This is a genomic window from Enterobacter sp. 148H3 (assembly GCF_034107425.1).
Classification (GTDB): Bacteria; Pseudomonadota; Gammaproteobacteria; order Enterobacterales; family Enterobacteriaceae; genus Enterobacter; species Enterobacter vonholyi.
Window position 1 is genome coordinate 109,900 of sequence record NZ_JAWNEI010000001.1, and the last position, 16,645, is coordinate 126,544.

Annotated in this window: 16 protein-coding genes; 10 read left to right on the forward strand and 6 right to left on the reverse strand. The window is 56.5% G+C overall.

Going from position 1 to position 16,645, the window contains the following annotated elements; genetic code table 11:
- Positions 1 to 17 precede the first annotated feature (17 nt).
- Together purN and purM are read right to left on the reverse strand one after the other, a co-directional pair.
- Entirely contained in the window at positions 18 to 659 is a 642-nt protein-coding gene (gene purN, locus USH94_RS00490) for a phosphoribosylglycinamide formyltransferase (RefSeq protein ID WP_032646794.1), read from the reverse strand.
- A complete protein-coding gene (gene purM, locus USH94_RS00495) occupies positions 656 to 1,693 on the reverse strand; it encodes a phosphoribosylformylglycinamidine cyclo-ligase (protein WP_008501643.1) in 1,038 nt (345 codons plus the stop codon). Before purM ends, purN begins: the two co-directional genes overlap by 4 nt.
- Positions 1,694 to 1,959: 266 nt before the next feature.
- Here purM and USH94_RS00500 point away from each other — a divergent pair, with 266 nt between their 5' ends.
- From USH94_RS00500 to USH94_RS00515, 4 genes are all read left to right on the forward strand, one after another.
- Positions 1,960 to 3,390, forward strand: coding sequence for a 6-phospho-beta-glucosidase (locus tag USH94_RS00500; protein ID WP_111965177.1), 1,431 nt, complete (start codon positions 1,960 to 1,962; stop codon positions 3,388 to 3,390).
- 228 nt (positions 3,391 to 3,618) lie between these two features.
- Entirely contained in the window at positions 3,619 to 4,245 is a 627-nt protein-coding gene (gene upp / locus USH94_RS00505; protein WP_111965178.1) for a uracil phosphoribosyltransferase, read from the forward strand.
- An 86-nt stretch (positions 4,246 to 4,331) separates the two neighbouring features.
- The gene (uraA, locus tag USH94_RS00510) at positions 4,332 to 5,621 is read left to right on the forward strand and encodes a uracil permease (RefSeq protein ID WP_111965179.1); all 1,290 of its coding nucleotides are present in this window, start codon (positions 4,332 to 4,334) and stop codon (positions 5,619 to 5,621) included.
- A 96-nt stretch (positions 5,622 to 5,717) separates the two neighbouring features.
- Positions 5,718 to 6,419 (forward strand): DnaA inactivator Hda, encoded by a 702-nt coding sequence (locus USH94_RS00515; RefSeq protein WP_211438414.1) that lies wholly within the window; start codon positions 5,718 to 5,720, stop codon positions 6,417 to 6,419.
- Between the two features lie 65 nt (positions 6,420 to 6,484).
- On the opposite strand, the gene arsC is transcribed toward USH94_RS00515, so the two are convergent.
- Both arsC and bepA read right to left on the reverse strand, forming a co-directional pair.
- A complete protein-coding gene (gene arsC, locus USH94_RS00520; protein WP_111965180.1) occupies positions 6,485 to 6,841 on the reverse strand; it encodes an arsenate reductase (glutaredoxin) in 357 nt (118 codons plus the stop codon).
- Between the two features lie 18 nt (positions 6,842 to 6,859).
- Positions 6,860 to 8,323 (reverse strand): beta-barrel assembly-enhancing protease, encoded by a 1,464-nt coding sequence (gene bepA / locus USH94_RS00525; protein WP_111965181.1) that lies wholly within the window; start codon positions 8,321 to 8,323, stop codon positions 6,860 to 6,862.
- Between the two features lie 221 nt (positions 8,324 to 8,544).
- On the opposite strand from bepA, the gene USH94_RS00530 reads away from it, so the two are divergent.
- Positions 8,545 to 9,609, forward strand: coding sequence for an AI-2E family transporter (locus USH94_RS00530; RefSeq protein ID WP_033146172.1), 1,065 nt, complete (start codon positions 8,545 to 8,547; stop codon positions 9,607 to 9,609).
- 96 nt (positions 9,610 to 9,705) lie between these two features.
- Here the strand turns inward: USH94_RS00530 and bcp are convergent, their stop codons facing one another.
- Positions 9,706 to 10,176, reverse strand: a complete 471-nt coding sequence (gene bcp / locus USH94_RS00535; protein ID WP_014171119.1) for a thioredoxin-dependent thiol peroxidase — start codon at positions 10,174 to 10,176, stop codon at positions 9,706 to 9,708.
- Positions 10,176 to 10,745, reverse strand: a complete 570-nt coding sequence (locus USH94_RS00540; RefSeq protein WP_023308758.1) for a glycine cleavage system transcriptional repressor — start codon at positions 10,743 to 10,745, stop codon at positions 10,176 to 10,178. The genes bcp and USH94_RS00540 overlap by 1 nt, the downstream gene beginning before the upstream one ends.
- A 145-nt stretch (positions 10,746 to 10,890) precedes the next feature.
- Here USH94_RS00540 and dapA point away from each other — a divergent pair, with 145 nt between their 5' ends.
- The 5 genes from dapA (at position 10,891) to USH94_RS00565 (ending at position 16,576) form a co-directional block, all read left to right on the forward strand.
- Positions 10,891 to 11,769, forward strand: coding sequence for a 4-hydroxy-tetrahydrodipicolinate synthase (dapA, locus tag USH94_RS00545; RefSeq protein ID WP_008501633.1), 879 nt, complete (start codon positions 10,891 to 10,893; stop codon positions 11,767 to 11,769).
- Positions 11,770 to 11,785: 16 nt separating this feature from the next.
- The gene (gene bamC / locus USH94_RS00550) at positions 11,786 to 12,820 is read left to right on the forward strand and encodes an outer membrane protein assembly factor BamC (RefSeq protein ID WP_111965182.1); all 1,035 of its coding nucleotides are present in this window, start codon (positions 11,786 to 11,788) and stop codon (positions 12,818 to 12,820) included.
- A gap of 109 nt (positions 12,821 to 12,929) precedes the next feature.
- The gene (purC, locus tag USH94_RS00555) at positions 12,930 to 13,643 is read left to right on the forward strand and encodes a phosphoribosylaminoimidazolesuccinocarboxamide synthase (RefSeq protein WP_008501631.1); all 714 of its coding nucleotides are present in this window, start codon (positions 12,930 to 12,932) and stop codon (positions 13,641 to 13,643) included.
- 120 nt (positions 13,644 to 13,763) lie between these two features.
- The gene (locus USH94_RS00560; protein ID WP_111965183.1) at positions 13,764 to 14,630 is read left to right on the forward strand and encodes a neutral zinc metallopeptidase; all 867 of its coding nucleotides are present in this window, start codon (positions 13,764 to 13,766) and stop codon (positions 14,628 to 14,630) included.
- Entirely contained in the window at positions 14,630 to 16,576 is a 1,947-nt protein-coding gene (locus tag USH94_RS00565) for a tRNA(Met) cytidine acetyltransferase TmcA (protein WP_111965184.1), read from the forward strand. The genes USH94_RS00560 and USH94_RS00565 overlap by 1 nt, the downstream gene beginning before the upstream one ends.
- Positions 16,577 to 16,645 lie beyond the last annotated feature (69 nt).

The following is a 16,645-nucleotide window of genomic DNA, read 5'->3' on the forward strand; positions in this document are numbered from 1 at the left end:
CCACCCGACATAATAAACTACTCTTCCGCCGCATGACCCTGCGGAGGTAACTTAACGCCGTCCAGCCAGGCAGCGCCGTCGCGCATCTCGAGACGTCCGTCGACAAACCAGCTTACCACCAGCGGGTAAATGGCGTGTTCCTGGGTCTGCACGCGTTCGGTCACGTCTTCTTCGCTATCGCCGTCAAAGACCGGGACTTTCGCCTGCAGGATAACCGGACCGCCATCCAGCTCGTCGGTAACGAAATGCACGGAGGTGCCATGCTCCTCATCGCCATTTTCCAGAACCTGACGATGGGTATGCAGGCCGGGATATTTCGGCAGAAGAGAAGGGTGAATATTCAGCAGACGTCCGGCGAAGTGTTCTACAAAAGCCGGGCTCAGAATGCGCATATAGCCCGCCAGCACGACTACGTCCGGCGCGTAGGCATCAATCTCATGCACCAGCTCGCGGTCAAAGGCTTCACGCCCGGCAAACTGGCTGGCTTCCAGCGCGTGCGCGGGAATGTTCGCTTCCCGCGCGCGCTCAAGGCCGAACGCGTCGGCCTTGTTGCTGAATACTGCCCGAATGGTGCCGTTGATTTTCTTCTGCTTGCAGGCGTCTATGATGGCCTGCAAATTGCTTCCGTTGCCGGAAATGAGCACCACGATGTTTTTCATTCAATGACCACACGCTGTTCGGAATCGGAGGCTTTAATCGTACCGATTTTCCACGCGTTTTCACCTTTCTCCGTCAGCAGCTTCACTGCTTTATCCGCTTCGCTTGCCGGCAGGGCGATAACCATGCCCACGCCGCAGTTAAAGGTGCGGTACATTTCGTGAGAGCTCACGTTGCCCGCGGTCTGCAGCCAGTTAAACACGGCTGGCCACTGCCATGAGGATTCGTCGATCACCGCCTGGGTGTTGTCCGGCAGAACGCGCGGAATATTTTCCCAGAAGCCGCCGCCGGTCAGGTGGGCAATGGCGTGAACGTCGACGTTCTCGATAAGCTCGAGCACGTTCTTCACGTAGATACGTGTTGGCGCAAGCAGATGGTCAGCCAGTGGTTTACCGTCAAGCTCGGTGGTCAGCGGATCACAGCCGCTCACTTCGAGGATTTTACGCACCAGGGAGTAGCCGTTAGAGTGCGGGCCGCTGGAGGCCAGCGCGATCAGCACATCGCCATCGGCCACTTTGCTGCCGTCGATAATTTCTGATTTTTCTACTACGCCGACGCAGAAGCCCGCGACGTCATAATCTTCGCCGTGATACATGCCCGGCATTTCTGCGGTTTCACCACCAACCAGCGCGCAGCCAGACTGCAGACAGCCTTCGGCGATACCGTTAATCACGCTTGCCGCGGTATCTACGTCCAGTTTGCCGGTCGCGTAATAATCGAGGAAGAACAGCGGCTCTGCGCCCTGTACCACCAGGTCATTCACGCACATCGCGACCAGATCGATACCGATCGTGTCGTGACGTTTTAAATCCATCGCCAGGCGCAGCTTGGTGCCTACACCGTCAGTACCCGAGACCAGAACAGGTTCACGATATTTTTGCGGCAGCGCGCACAGTGCGCCGAATCCACCCAGACCACCCATCACTTCCGGGCGGCGGGTTTTTTTCACCACACCTTTGATTCGGTCAACCAGCGCATTACCTGCGTCAATATCAACACCGGCATCTTTGTAGCTGAGAGAAGTTTTGTTGGTCACGGCTTAAATCCCCACGCGATTGCATAGCTAGTAAGAAAAATCGGCGCAATTCTAACAGTCCAGGCAAACGTTTGCGAGCCTATTCTGGACGTGGAGATCTTTTTTTCTGTGCACCCCGTGAATGCAGCCAAACTTGACTCTGTTCACGAAAATGAAACCGGTTTCTGAGAACTGCTTGCAACGGTTATTCCCTTTGCACATCATCGAACTGAAACCGGTTTCTGTAATTGTTTTTGCAGATAATAACGCAGAATGAGGGAAAGCGAATGTCAGGATTTAAAGCAGATTTTCTGTGGGGTGGGGCCGTTGCGGCGCATCAGCTGGAAGGCGGCTGGAAAGAGGGCGGAAAAGGCGTGAGCGTGGCCGACGTCATGACCGCGGGCGCGCACGGCGTGCCGCGTGAAATCACCAACGGCGTGCTGGAAGGGAAAAATTACCCTAACCATGAAGCCATTGATTTCTACCACCGCTATAAAGAAGACATCAAACTCTTTGCTGAGATGGGGTTCAAATGCTTCCGCACCTCTATTGCCTGGACGCGGATCTTCCCGAAAGGCGACGAGCTTGAGCCTAACGAGGCTGGCCTGAAATTCTATGACAACCTGTTCGACGAATGCCTGAAGTACGGCATCGAACCGGTTATCACCCTGTCTCACTTCGAGATGCCTTTCCATCTGGTCACGGAATACGGCGGCTGGCGCAACCGTAAGCTGATCGACTTCTTTGTTCGTTTTGCAAAAGTGGTATTCCAGCGCTATCAGCATAAAGTGAAGTACTGGATGACCTTCAACGAGATCAACAACCAGGCCAACTTCCACGAAGACTTTGCGCCGTTCACTAACTCCGGGCTGAAGTACGCGCCGGGTGAAGACCGTGAGCCGGTGATGTTCCAGGCGGCGCACTATGAGCTGGTGGCCAGCGCCCTGGCGGTGAAGGCGGGGCGTGAGATTAACCCGTCGCTGCAGATTGGCTGCATGATTGCCATGTGTCCTATCTACCCGCTCACCTGCGCGCCGGACGATATGATGATGGCGATGAACGCCATGCACCGCCGCTACTGGTTCACCGACGTGCACGTGCGCGGCAGGTACCCGCAGCATCTGCTCAACTACTTTGCGCGTCGCGGCTTTACGCTGGATATTACCGAAGAAGATAAAGCCGCGCTGACGCAGGGCTGCGTGGACTACATCGGCTTCAGCTACTATATGTCCTTCGCCACCAAGGCGACGTCGGATAACCCGCAGCTGGATTACGACGAGAGCAAGAGCCTGGTCACTAACCCGTACGTGCAGAAATCGGACTGGGGCTGGCAGATTGACCCGGTGGGGCTGCGCTACTCTCTCAACTGGTTCTGGGATCACTATCAGCTGCCGCTGTTTATCGTTGAGAACGGCTTTGGCGCGATCGACGTGCAGGAGAGCGACGGCACGGTGAACGACCAGTACCGCATTGACTACCTGTCCGCCCACATCCGCGAGATGAAAAAAGCGGTGGAGGAAGATGGCGTGGATCTGATGGGCTACACCCCGTGGGGCTGTATCGACCTCGTTTCTGCCGGTACGGGCGAAATGAAAAAACGCTACGGCTTTATCTTTGTCGACAAAGACAATGAAGGCAACGGCACGCTGAACCGCAGCAAGAAGAAATCGTTCGACTGGTATAAGCAGGTAATTGCGAGCAACGGCGATAGCCTGTAATTGCCGGGTGGCGCTAACGCTTACCCGACCTACACTACACGTAGGTCCGCGTAAGCGTTAGCGCCACCGGGCAGAACCCGCACCCAAGCCGGAGTCTCGCCTCCGGTTTTTTTTGTCTCTAAATCACTTTGCTTGATATACGTCAAGCAAGATGGGTATGGCCTAATCCGAAAAAAGCGGTATAATCCCGCGATTTTTTTGCGGACGCCGCCTCAGAGGAGAAAGAGAATGAAGATTGTGGAAGTGAAACACCCACTCGTTAAACACAAGTTGGGCCTGATGCGTGAGCATGACATCAGCACGAAGCGTTTTCGCGAACTGGCATCTGAAGTCGGCAGCCTGCTGACATACGAAGCGACCTCCGATCTGGAAACGGAAAAAGTCACCATCGAAGGCTGGAACGGCCCGGTGCAGGTTGAGCAGATCAAAGGTAAGAAAATTACCGTGGTGCCAATTCTGCGTGCCGGTCTCGGCATGATGGAAGGCGTGCTGGAGCACGTGCCAAGCGCGCGTATCAGCGTGGTGGGTATCTACCGTAACGAAGAAACCCTTGAGCCGGTTCCTTACTTCCAGAAGCTGGTCTCTAACATCGACGAGCGTATGGCGCTGGTGGTTGACCCGATGCTGGCGACCGGTGGTTCGATGATCGCCACCATCGACCTGCTGAAAAACGCGGGCTGTAGCAGCATTAAGGTGCTGGTGCTGGTTGCGGCACCGGAAGGGATCGCGGCGCTGGAAAAAGCGCACCCGGACGTTGAGCTGTATACCGCCTCTATCGACCAGGGCCTGAACGAGCACGGATACATCATCCCGGGGCTCGGCGATGCCGGCGATAAGATCTTTGGTACGAAATAATCGAATAACGATAAATAAGCCGACTTTGATAGTCGGCTTTTTTTTGAATAAAACACCAACAACAATACTACTCAGAGGAAAACACTATGACGCGCCGTGCTATCGGGGTGAGTGAAAGACCGCCGCTTTTACAGACTATCCCGCTTAGTTTGCAGCACCTGTTCGCCATGTTTGGCGCAACCGTGCTGGTGCCAATCCTGTTCCACATTAACCCGGCAACCGTGCTGTTGTTCAACGGCATCGGTACGTTGTTGTACCTCTTTATCTGTAAAGGCAAAATCCCGGCGTATCTGGGGTCAAGCTTCGCGTTTATCTCGCCGGTTTTGCTGCTGCTGCCGCTGGGTTATGAAGTCGCGCTGGGCGGCTTTATCATGTGTGGCGTCCTGTTCTGCGTGGTGTCCTTCATTGTGAAGAAAGCCGGTACCGGCTGGCTGGACGTGATGTTCCCGCCTGCGGCGATGGGCGCCATCGTTGCGGTCATCGGTCTTGAACTGGCGGGTGTGGCGGCGAATATGGCCGGTCTGCTGCCTGCTGACGGCCAGTCACCGGATTCCAAAACCATTATCATCTCGCTGGTAACGCTTGGCGTAACGGTGTTTGGTTCCGTCCTGTTCCGCGGCTTTATGGCGATCATCCCGATCCTGATCGGCGTGCTGGCGGGCTACGCGCTCTCCTTCGCGATGGGCGTGGTGGACACCACTCCGATTGCCGAGGCGCACTGGTTCGCGCTGCCAACCTTCTACACCCCTCGCTTCGAATGGTTTGCGATTTTCACCATTCTGCCTGCGGCGCTGGTGGTGATTGCGGAGCACGTCGGCCACCTGGTGGTGACGGCGAACATCGTTAAGCGCGATTTGATCCGTGACCCGGGTCTACACCGTTCCATGTTTGCGAACGGTTTCTCCACCATTATCTCCGGTTTCTTTGGCTCAACGCCAAACACCACCTACGGTGAGAACATCGGCGTGATGGCGATTACCCGCGTCTACAGTACCTGGGTTATCGGCGGCGCGGCGATCATCGCCATTCTGCTCTCCTGCGTCGGCAAGCTGGCGGCAGCGATTCAGATCATCCCGGTGCCGGTGATGGGCGGCGTGTCTCTGCTGCTGTACGGGGTAATTGGTGCCTCCGGTATTCGCGTGCTGATTGAATCCAAAGTGGATTACAGCAAGGCGCAGAACCTGATCCTGACCTCAGTAATCCTGATTATCGGCGTGAGCGGCGCGAAAGTGCACATCGGTGCGGCCGAGCTGAAGGGCATGGCGCTCGCGACCATCGTCGGCGTTGGCCTGAGCCTGATCTTCAAGCTGATCTCGGTGATCCGCCCTGAAGAGGTGGTACTGGACGTTGACGAAAGCGAAAAAGCGTCACATTGATCGAAAAGTCGGGCGAGGGATCGCCCGGTTCTCTCCTTGCAGGTTCCGTGTTAAACTCCTTTCCGATTTTACGTAGGATCTCTGGTTGAGGTATTTCTGAACGGACCGGCACAGCTCTCTCTGCCACTTTATCTCCCTGACGACGAAACTTTCGCGAGTTTCTGGCCGGGTGATAACCCCTCTTTACTGGCTGCACTGCAAAACGTGCTGCGCCAGGATCACAGCGGATACATCTATATCTGGTCACGCGAAGGCGCGGGGCGCAGCCATCTGCTGCATGCCGCCTGCGCGGAGCTTTCAGCGCGCGGTGATGCAGTAGGCTACGTGCCGCTGGATAAACGTACGTGGTTCGTGCCTGAGGTGCTGGAGGGAATGGAACATCTCTCGCTGGTCTGCATTGATAATATCGAGTGCGTGGCGGGGGACGAGCCGTGGGAAATGGCGATCTTCAACCTCTACAACCGCATCCTGGAGTCGGGCAAAACCCGGCTGCTGATCACCGGCGATCGTCCACCGCGACAGCTGAATTTGGGGCTGCCGGATCTGGCGTCTCGTCTGGACTGGGGGCAAATCTACAAGCTCCAGCCGCTGTCGGATGAAGATAAGCTTCAGGCGCTACAGCTGCGCGCAAAACAGCGCGGATTTGAGCTGCCGGAGGACGTGGGACGTTTCCTGCTCAAGCGTCTGGATCGCGAAATGCGCACGCTGTTTGACACGCTCGATCAGCTCGATCGCGCCTCCATTACCGCCCAGCGCAAGCTGACCATTCCGTTTGTGAAAGATATTCTCAAGCTTTGAGTTTTTTGCCGGGAGGCGGGCGGGGTTTGTAGGCCCGGTAAGCGCAGCGCCACCGGGCTAAACCATCATAGGATCTCGAGCACGTCTTCCGGCGGACGTCCAATGCGCGCCTGGCCGTTCGCCACCACAATCGGGCGCTCAATCAGCTTTGGATTTTGAACCATCGCCTGGATCAGCTCAGCCTCGGTGAGACGGCTGTCATCCAGGTTGAGCGACTTATACAGATCTTCTTTCTGACGCATCAGCTCTCTAGCGCTGCCCATTCCCAGCATGTGCAGCAGCTGGCGGAGGGTTTGCGCGTCAGGTGGTGTGTCAAGGTACAGTACCACCTCCGGCTCAACGCCGTTAGACTTCAGCAGGCTCAGGGTATCGCGGCTCTTGGAGCAGCGAGGGTTGTGATAAATTTTTACGGCGTCTGTCATGACGTGAATTCTCCTTTATTACATCTTCTCGTACGGCTTAAAGCGCTGCTGCAGGCCGCGAAGCTGATCGATACGCGCGTCGTAACGGGCCTGCTGTAGGCTACCAAGCTTGACCTGCGAGCTGGCGCTGCTGAGCGCGGAAATCGCCTGATCGAGGCGTCCCACCAGGGCAAAGCCTTCGGCACGTGCCGCAAGCTCCTGATCGCGGTTGCCGAGCTGGGCTTCCGCCTGAGCGAGAAGATCCCAGCCGTTTTGATCGTCTTTATTATTAAAGGTGTAACGGTTCAGGATGGTCGCCGCTTCACCCGGCTGGCCGCCCTGCAGGTAAGCATTCGCCAGGTTAAGCTGCAGCACCGGGTTGGTACGGACGTCTTTCGCCCCTTTGAGACGGTTAATCGCATCGGCGGTTTTCTTCTGCCCCAGATCGATATCCGTCGACAGATCGAGATACCACGGGTTGTTCGGGTCGGCAGCCAGAAGCGGTTGCAGCGCTTTACGCGCCTCGTCGTATTTGCTGGCTTCCATCGCCTGAAGCGCCTGACCATACTGCGCGGCGTTTTTCTCACGCACGTTGCCTTTCGCCAGGGTATCCAGCAGGTCACTGGTGAGCTGGTTACGCCCGGAATTGTACATTCCAAGCGTTCTCACTTTCGCCATGTAGAAATCCTGCGAAGACTGGACCACCACCGGACGCATCTGGTTTGCACGGTTACGCGCGTCCGATAGTCGGCTTTCAGGCAGCGGGTGCGTCAGCAGGATTTCCGGCGGACGGGAAGAGTAACGCGCCTGATCGAGCAGTTTTTCCAGGAAGCTCGGCATGGCCTGCGGGTCAAAGCCCGAGCGCTGCAGCACCTGAATCCCGATGCGGTCCGCTTCCTGCTCGTTTTGTTGGGTAAAGCTGATCATCCCCTGACGTGTTCCCGCCAGCGTACCGGTCAGAGCTGCCATCCCGGCCTGCGGGCTGGCCATCGCCAGCAGAATCGATCCCAGTGCACCCACCCAGGTGAGGGGAGCGTTACGTTTCTGGTCTTCCATCGCACGCGCCAGGTGACGCTGTGTGACGTGCGAAATTTCGTGCGCCATTACCGAGGCCAGCTGGCTTTCGTTGTCTGAGTAACGGAATAACGCCGAATGCAGCACCACGTTACCGCCAAAGAAGGCGAAGGCGTTGATTTCGTCATTATTGATTAAATAGAAATGGAAGGGGGTCTTTACCGAGTCGGCGTGCGCTACCAGACGCATCCCCAGCCCGTTTATGTACTGCACCAGCAAAGGGTCGTTGATCAGCGGGGCGCTGCCGCGCAGTTGGCGAACATAGTAATCCCCCATTTGCATCTCTTGCCCAATAGAGAGCGTGCTTCCTGCTGTGGTGCCCATGTCCGGCAATGAATCGGACGAGTCAGCAAAAGCGGGCAACACCTGACCGACCGTCACCGCGGCAATCAGTGTTGCAACCAGTGTTTTTCTCAATTGCCTGAACATAACCACTGTCCTGTATGTTGGATGTGCTAATTTGACCGATGAACCGGCATATCGTTCATCTCTGCTGCCCTGCGAGTGTAGCCGTGTTGTAGCATGAAGAAAATCCCATTCATCAGGCTTTTGCGGATTGCGATCGGGATACAAAAAGCGAAAGTCTTTTTTGTGACAGTTAGATACAATTCACCGTCTCACTCCCGCCATTCGATTCAGGGAAGGGTTGTATGCTCGAAATGTTAATGCAGTGGTACCGGCGTCGGTTCAGCGACCCGGAGGCCATTGCTTTGTTGGTTATTCTGGTTGCCGGGTTCGGTATTCTGTTCTTCTTCAGCGGTCTGCTCGCCCCTCTGCTGGTGGCGATTGTGCTGGCGTACCTGCTGGAGTGGCCCACGGCGCGTCTGGAACATATCGGCTGTTCCCGCCGCTGGGCGACCAGCATCGTGCTCGTGCTGTTTGTCGGCATCCTGCTGTTAATGGCTTTTGTGGTGATGCCGGTCGCCTGGCAGCAGGGAATTAACCTGATCCGCGACATGCCCGGCATGCTGAACAAGCTGTCTGATTTTGCCGCCACGCTGCCGCGCCGTTATCCGGCCCTGATGGATGCCGGAATTATCGACGCGATGGCCGAAAATATGCGCGCTCGCATCATGACGATGGGTGATTCGGTGGTGAAGTACTCTCTGGCGTCCCTGGTCGGACTGCTGACGCTGGCGGTTTACCTTGTGCTCGTGCCGCTGATGGTCTTCTTCCTGGTGAAAGATAAAGATCAAATGCTCAACGCCGTGCGCCGTATTCTGCCGCGCAACCGCGGGCTGGCAGGGCAGGTCTGGGAAGAGATGAACCAGCAGATCACCAACTACATTCGCGGCAAGGTGCTGGAGATGATTGTCGTGGGGGTAGCGACCTGGATTGGCTTCCTGATTTTCGGCCTGAACTACTCGCTGCTGCTGGCGGTGCTGGTGGGACTGTCGGTTCTGATCCCGTACATAGGCGCGTTTGTGGTGACCATTCCGGTTGTTGGGGTCGCGCTGTTCCAGTTTGGGCTGGGGACAGAGTTCTGGAGCTGCTTCGCGGTCTACCTGATTATTCAGGGACTGGACGGTAACCTGCTGGTGCCGGTGCTGTTCTCTGAAGCGGTGAACCTGCATCCGCTGGTGATTATCTTATCCGTGGTGATTTTCGGCGGGCTGTGGGGATTCTGGGGCGTGTTCTTTGCGATTCCGCTGGCGACGCTGATTAAAGCGGTGGTCCACGCGTGGCCGGATGTACCGGCGGTGGAAGAGAAGTAGAGGGTGTGCGGCCTGATGCCCTCACCCCGACCCTCTCCCACAGGGAGAGGGCGAAAACACGAAAAACGGCAACCTGGGTTGCCGTTTTGCTGTTTATCAGGCGCTTTGTTTCAGCCAGTTCAACACCACGTCGTGGTGGTTGCTGGTTTTGAAGTCGTCAAACACGTGTTCAACTTTACCGTCAGCGTCAATCAGGAAGCTGATGCGGTGGATGCCGTCGTAGGTTTTACCCATAAACGTCTTCTCGCCCCAGACGCCGAACTGCTCGCATACCTGATGATCTTCATCGGAAAGCAGCGTGAAGTTCAGCAGCTCTTTTTCAGCAAATCGTGACAGCTTTTCTGGTTTATCGGTGCTGATACCCAGCACTTCCACGCCGACTTTTTTCAACTCGTCCATGTTGTCGCGTAAGCCGCAGGCCTGTACGGTGCAGCCGGGGGTCATGGCTTTCGGGTAGAAATAGACCAGAACACGCTGTCCCTGGAAGTCGGTCAAATTTACTTGCTCGCCGTCTTGATCCGGTAAGCTAAATTTCGGTGCGATGTCACCGGCTTTCAGTGGGTTCATTACTCAACTCCATCCTGTTCGTGCTGCGAATAATTGACGACGCTTATACTGCCCTGCGCGTTTAATTCTGTACAGAGGGCTTTGAACGCTTGCTCGATATTTGACGCATCCTGTGAGGCAGGGCTGTGCGCGGTAATTTGAATAAACAGCACCGGAAGACCATGGTCATCGCTTGTCTGCGTACGGGAAACCAGTTCGGCAATATTCATCTGATGACTGTCAAAAAGCGCCGTGAAACGCTCAATCAGATGCGGAGAATCAGGCACTTCAACCTGTACCCAGACGGTAGAAGGCAGTGCCGGACGCGGACGCGCAGTGGTGCGCTTCATGACAATCAGCAAATCCAGTTCGGCCCCTTTCAGCGGCAGGGTCGATTCAATCAACGTGATGGCGTTCCATGTCCCGGAAAGTAACATAATAAATGTGAACTCTTCACCGAGCATCGCCAGACGGCTGTCTTCGATATTACAGCCGCAGCTGCTTACGTGGCGGGTGATGGTGTTCACGATACCCGGCCTGTCGGCACCCAGCGCAGTGATAACCAGGTAATGTTGTGATGAGGTTGTCAAACCTGTTCTTCCTTTGCATGGTTAAGTCTTCCTAAGGAAAGCATAAAAAAAACATGCATACAACCGCCTGAGAGCCTCAGGTCGCTTGCTTTTATTACAGTTCCAAACGTAACATTGAGGCTCTTGTTCGCACAGAGGATGGCTCATGTTCACGGGAAGTATTGTCGCGCTTGTTACACCGATGGATGAAAAAGGTAATGTCTGCCGGTCAAGCATGAAGAAGCTCATTGATTACCATGTCGCCAACGGAACCTCGGCGATCGTTTCGGTAGGGACTACCGGTGAATCCGCAACGCTGAGCCACGACGAGCACGGCGATGTGGTGATGCTGACCCTGGAACTGGCTGACGGACGTATTCCGGTCATCGCGGGCACAGGGGCTAATGCAACAGCAGAAGCTATCAGCCTGACCAAACGTTTTAACGACAGCGGCATCGTTGGCTGTCTGACGGTGACTCCTTACTACAACCGTCCTACTCAGGAAGGTTTGTTCCAGCACTTCAAAGCCATCGCTGAACATACTGACTTGCCACAAATTCTGTATAATGTGCCGTCCCGTACCGGTTGCGATATGCTGCCGGAAACCGTTGGTCGTCTCTCGGAAGTAAAAAATATTATCGGTATTAAAGAGGCGACAGGGAACTTAAGCCGCGTTCATCAGATCAAAGAGCTGGTTTCAGACGACTTTATCCTGTTGAGTGGTGATGATGCGACCGCGCTGGACTTTATGCAGCTCGGTGGCCATGGCGTGATCTCCGTAACGGCAAACGTTGCGGCGCGCGACATGGCTGAAATGTGCAAACTGGCCGCAGCAGGTCATTTTGATGAAGCGCGCGTCATTAATCAGCGTCTGATGCCGCTGCACAATAAATTATTTGTCGAACCCAATCCGATCCCAGTGAAATGGGCATGCAAGGAGTTGGGTCTTGTAGCAACCGATACGCTGCGTCTGCCAATGACACCGATCACCGACCACGGTCGTGATATCGTCAGGGCTGCGCTGAAGCATGCCGGTTTGCTGTAGAGTTTAGGGAGATTTGATGGCTTATTCAGTACAGAAGTCGCGCCTGGCGAAGGTTGCGAGTGTTTCGCTTGTTATGCTGCTCGCTGCCTGTAGTTCAGACTCGCGCTACAAGCGCCAGGTGAGCGGTGATGAATCCTATCTGGATGCGACCCCGCTTGCTGAACTTCACGCACCGGCTGGTATGATCCTGCCGATTCAGAACGGCGATTATAATATTCCCGTGACCAACGGCAGCGGCCTGGTCGGTAAAGCGCTTGATATTCGTCCGCCAGCACAGCCTCTGGCGCTGGTTAGCGGGGCGCGTACCCAGTTCACCGGTGATACGGCGTCTCTGATGGTTGAGAGCGCGCGCGGTAGCAATCTTTGGCCGCAGGTTGTCAGCGTCATTCAGTCGAAGAACTACACCATCGATAAACGCGATGACGCCAGCCAGACGTTAACCACCGACTGGATCGAATGGAACCGTCTGGATGAAGACCAGCAGTACCGCGGTCGCTATCAAGTCTCCGTTAAACCACAGGGTTATCAGCAGGCGGTCAACGTTAAGCTGTTGAACCTGGAGCAGGCGGGTAAACCGGTTGCGGATGCCGCGTCCCTGCAGCGTTACAGTACCGAAATGTTGAACGTGATTGCCGCAGGTCTGGATAAGACCGCTACCGATGCCGCCAACGCTGCGCAGAGCCGTAACGGTGTGACCTTCGATGTTCAGAGCGGCGCGGATGATACCGGCCTGCCAATGCTGGTGGTGCGTGCACCGTTTAACCAGACCTGGCAACGTCTGCCAGCGACGCTGGAAAAAGTGGGCATGAAAGTGACCGACAGCACGCGTTCAACCGGCAGCATGACGGCAACCTATAAGCCGCTCTCCGACAGCGCGTGGCAGGAACTGGGCGCGAAAGATCCACAGCTTGCCTCCGGTGACTATAAGATTCAGGTAGGCGACCTAGATAACCGCAGCAGTCTGCAGTTTATCGATCCAAAAGGTCACACGCTGACCCAGTCGCAGAACGATGCGCTGGTCGCTGTCTTCCAGGCAGCATTCAGCAAATAAATACGAGGGCTGGTGAATCCAGCCCTTTTTATTTTAGTGCCACGCAAACGTGTGCGTGGCATAATATCCACAGTTTTGAACACAAATCATCACACCAGGAGTAATGAAGATGCAGAAGCAAGCTGAGTTGTATCGTGGCAAAGCGAAGACCGTATACAGCACGGAAAACCCGGATCTGTTGGTGCTCGAGTTCCGCAATGATACGTCAGCAGGGGATGGCGCACGCATTGAGCAGTTCGATCGTAAAGGCATGGTGAACAACAAGTTCAACCACTTCATTATGACCAAACTGGCCGAAGCGGGTATCCCGACCCAGATGGAAGCGTTGCTGTCCGATACGGAATGTCTGGTGAAAAAACTGGATATGGTTCCGGTTGAGTGCGTTATTCGTAACCGTGCGGCGGGCTCCCTGGTGAAGCGTCTCGGCATTGAAGAAGGTATTGAACTGAATCCACCGCTGTTCGACCTGTTCCTGAAAAACGATGCCATGCACGATCCGATGGTCAATGATTCCTACTGCGAAACCTTCGGCTGGGTGAACAAAGAGAACCTGGCGCGCATGAAAGAGCTGACCTACAAAGCCAACGACGTGCTGAAAAAACTGTTTGATGACGCGGGCCTGATCCTCGTCGACTTCAAGCTGGAGTTTGGTCTGTTCAAAGGCGAAGTGGTGCTGGGCGATGAGTTCTCACCAGACGGTAGCCGCCTGTGGGATAAAGAAACGCTGGATAAAATGGACAAAGACCGTTTTCGCCAGAGCCTGGGTGGCCTGATTGAAGCGTACGAAGCGGTTGCTCACCGTTTAGGCGTTAAGCTCGACTAACTCCCTCACTTGCCAAAGGATGTTCGCATCCTTTGGCGTCTTACCTTTGTTTCCTATGGTAATCTTGCCGTTAACCGCCTACGATCATAGCTATTATAAATGGAATAGTTAGAGGTGGTTATGCGCTGGCAAGGGCGTCGTGAAAGTGACAATGTAGAAGACAGACGCAGTGATGGCGGCGGCGGTCCTTCAATGGGTGGACCCGGCTTCCGTTTACCCAGCGGTAAGGGCGGCATCATCCTGCTGATTGTGGTTTTAGTCGCGGGTTATTACGGCGTTGACCTCACAGGGTTGATGACCGGTCAGCCGCTGCAACAGCAGCAATCTCAGCACTCCATCAGCCCGAATGAAGATGAAGCGGCCAAATTTACCTCCGTTATCCTCGCTACAACGGAAGACACCTGGGGTCAGCTGTTTGAGAAGATGGGGCGTACCTACCAGCAGCCGAAGCTGGTGATGTACCGGGGCGCAACCCGCACCGGATGCGGCACCGGACAGTCCGTGATGGGGCCGTTCTACTGCCCGGCGGACGGCACCGTCTATATCGATCTCTCCTTTTACGATGACATGAAACGCAAGCTTGGCGCTGACGGTGATTTTGCCCAGGGCTACGTGATCGCGCATGAAGTCGGCCATCACGTGCAAAAGCTGCTGGGGATTGAGCCTAAGGTGCGCCAGCTGCAGCAAAATGCCTCGCAGGCAGAAGTTAACCGACTGTCCGTCAAAATGGAGCTGCAGGCGGACTGCTTCGCGGGCGTCTGGGGCCACAGCATGCAGCAGCAGGGCGTTCTGGAATCCGGCGATCTTGAGGAGGCGTTAAACGCCGCTCAGGCTATCGGTGACGACCGTCTTCAGCAGCAGAGCCAGGGCCGCGTCGTGCCGGACAGCTTCACTCACGGTACCTCACAGCAGCGCTACAGCTGGTTCAAACGCGGCTTCGACAGCGGCGACCCGGCGCAGTGTAATACCTTCGGTAAAGCGATGTAATGCTGGCGTTTGAACAGCTGATACGCGAGCTTGAGCGCACCGGCCATCGTCGGCTGGTGGTGCTCAGCGGCGAGGCGCAGTGGACGTTAACCCAGGCGCTTGCCCTGCGTGCTGCCCTGCCCGGAGACTGGGTAAGGCTTGACGAACATCCTTCAAAAGCCATCAGCGGCCTGCTGGGACGCGAGTTCCGGCATGCTGTTTTTGACGCCAGCGCCGGGTTTGATGTCGCCGCGTTTGCCGCCCTGAGCGGAACGCTGAGTGCCGGAAGCCTTCTGGTGCTACGGGTTCCGCCACTCGACGCGTGGGCCGGGTTGCCAGACAGCGATTCACTGCGCTGGAGCGACAGCGCGGAAGCAATAGCCACGCCGCATTTTGTCCACCATTTCTCCCGGACGATTGCAGCCGATCCCGACGCGATTGTCTGGCTTCAGGGCCGCGCGTTATCCCTTCCGCCTTTACCCGGCGCGCCAGACTGGCAGCCTGCCAGCGGCGCCCCGCAGCGCGAGCAGGCTGAGATCCTGGATGTGCTGCAGGGGATGTCGGGTGGCATCGTGGCCGTCACCGCCGCGCGCGGGCGCGGAAAATCAGCCCTGGCAGGAATGTTGCTGAGCCGCATTGCTGGCAGCGCCGTGGTTACCGCGCCGTCGAAGGGGGCAACGGATATCATCGCCCGCTTTGCCGGAGAGCGTTTTCATTTTATGGCCCCGGACGCGCTGCTTGCCTCTTCGCGCCAGGCAGACTGGCTGATTGTTGATGAAGCCGCTGCGATCCCCGGACCTCTGCTGGAAAAGTTAGTTGCCCGTTTCCCCCGCGTGCTGTTGACCACCACGGTGCAGGGCTATGAAGGGACGGGCCGGGGATTTTTGCTTAAATTCTGCGGTCGGTTTGCCGGGCTGCAGCGCTACAGCTTATCTACACCTGTGCGCTGGGCGGCGGGCTGCCCGCTTGAGCGGATCGTCGCCAGTGCGCTGCTGTTTGACGATACGCTGATCGACCGTCGCCCGGAAGGAGAGGTGCATTTAACGTCTCTGGCGCCGACGGCATGGGAAAGCCGCCCGGCGCTTGCCGCGAGCGTGTATGAGCTCCTCTGCGCGGCGCATTACCGCACCTCGCCGCTCGATTTGCGCCGCATGATGGACGCGCCCGGGCAGCAGTTTGCCGTTGCCGAAACGAACACGGTTATCGCCGGGGCGCTATGGCTGGTAGAGGAGGGCGGGCTGTCCCCTGAGCTTAGCCGTGCCGTGTGGGCGGGGTTCCGGCGTCCGCGCGGGAACCTGGTGGCGCAGTCTCTGGCGGCACACGGCGGCTCTCCGCTGGCGTCGACGCTCAGAGGACGGCGGGTGACCCGCATTGCCGTGCACCCTCGCCGTCAGCGGGAAGGGATTGGCCAGGCGCTTGTTCGCAGCGCCTGCGGCGAAGATTATCTGTCGGTGAGCTTTGGTTACACCGATGAACTTTGGCATTTCTGGCAGCAGTGCGGCTTTGTGCTGGTGCGGATGGGCAGCCATCGTGAAGCCAGCAGCGGCTGCTACACGGCGATGGCGCTGCTGCCGCTTAGCGAGGCAGGGCGTCGGCTGTGCGCGCAGGAACATCAGCGTTTGTGCCGGGATATGCGCGTCCTGTCTGCCTGGAACGGTGAAAAGATCCCCGTGGAAGACCGATGGGAAGCTACCCTTAATAGTGACGACTGGCTGGAGCTGGCGGGGTTTGCTTTTGCACACCGTGCGTTTTCAACCTCGGTTGCCGCGCTGACGCGGGTGTTGTTAGCCGTGGACATGCCGCTTCCGGCCCTGCGTGGGAAAATGGCAGGAAAAACGGAAGACGTCGGGCGAAAAGCGTTGCTGGCAAAGCTGCGCAGTGAAACCGCGCAAGCGCTTGAAAGCCTTGATTATCCCCGCAGCCATCAGTTGAAAGAAGACATTTTGCAATGGCAATTTTTTCAATGACTTCTTCAGTAAAGTGGCATGGTCATTCACGTCGGGAAGCGTAGAATCCAGGTCATCTATTAAGGAGAC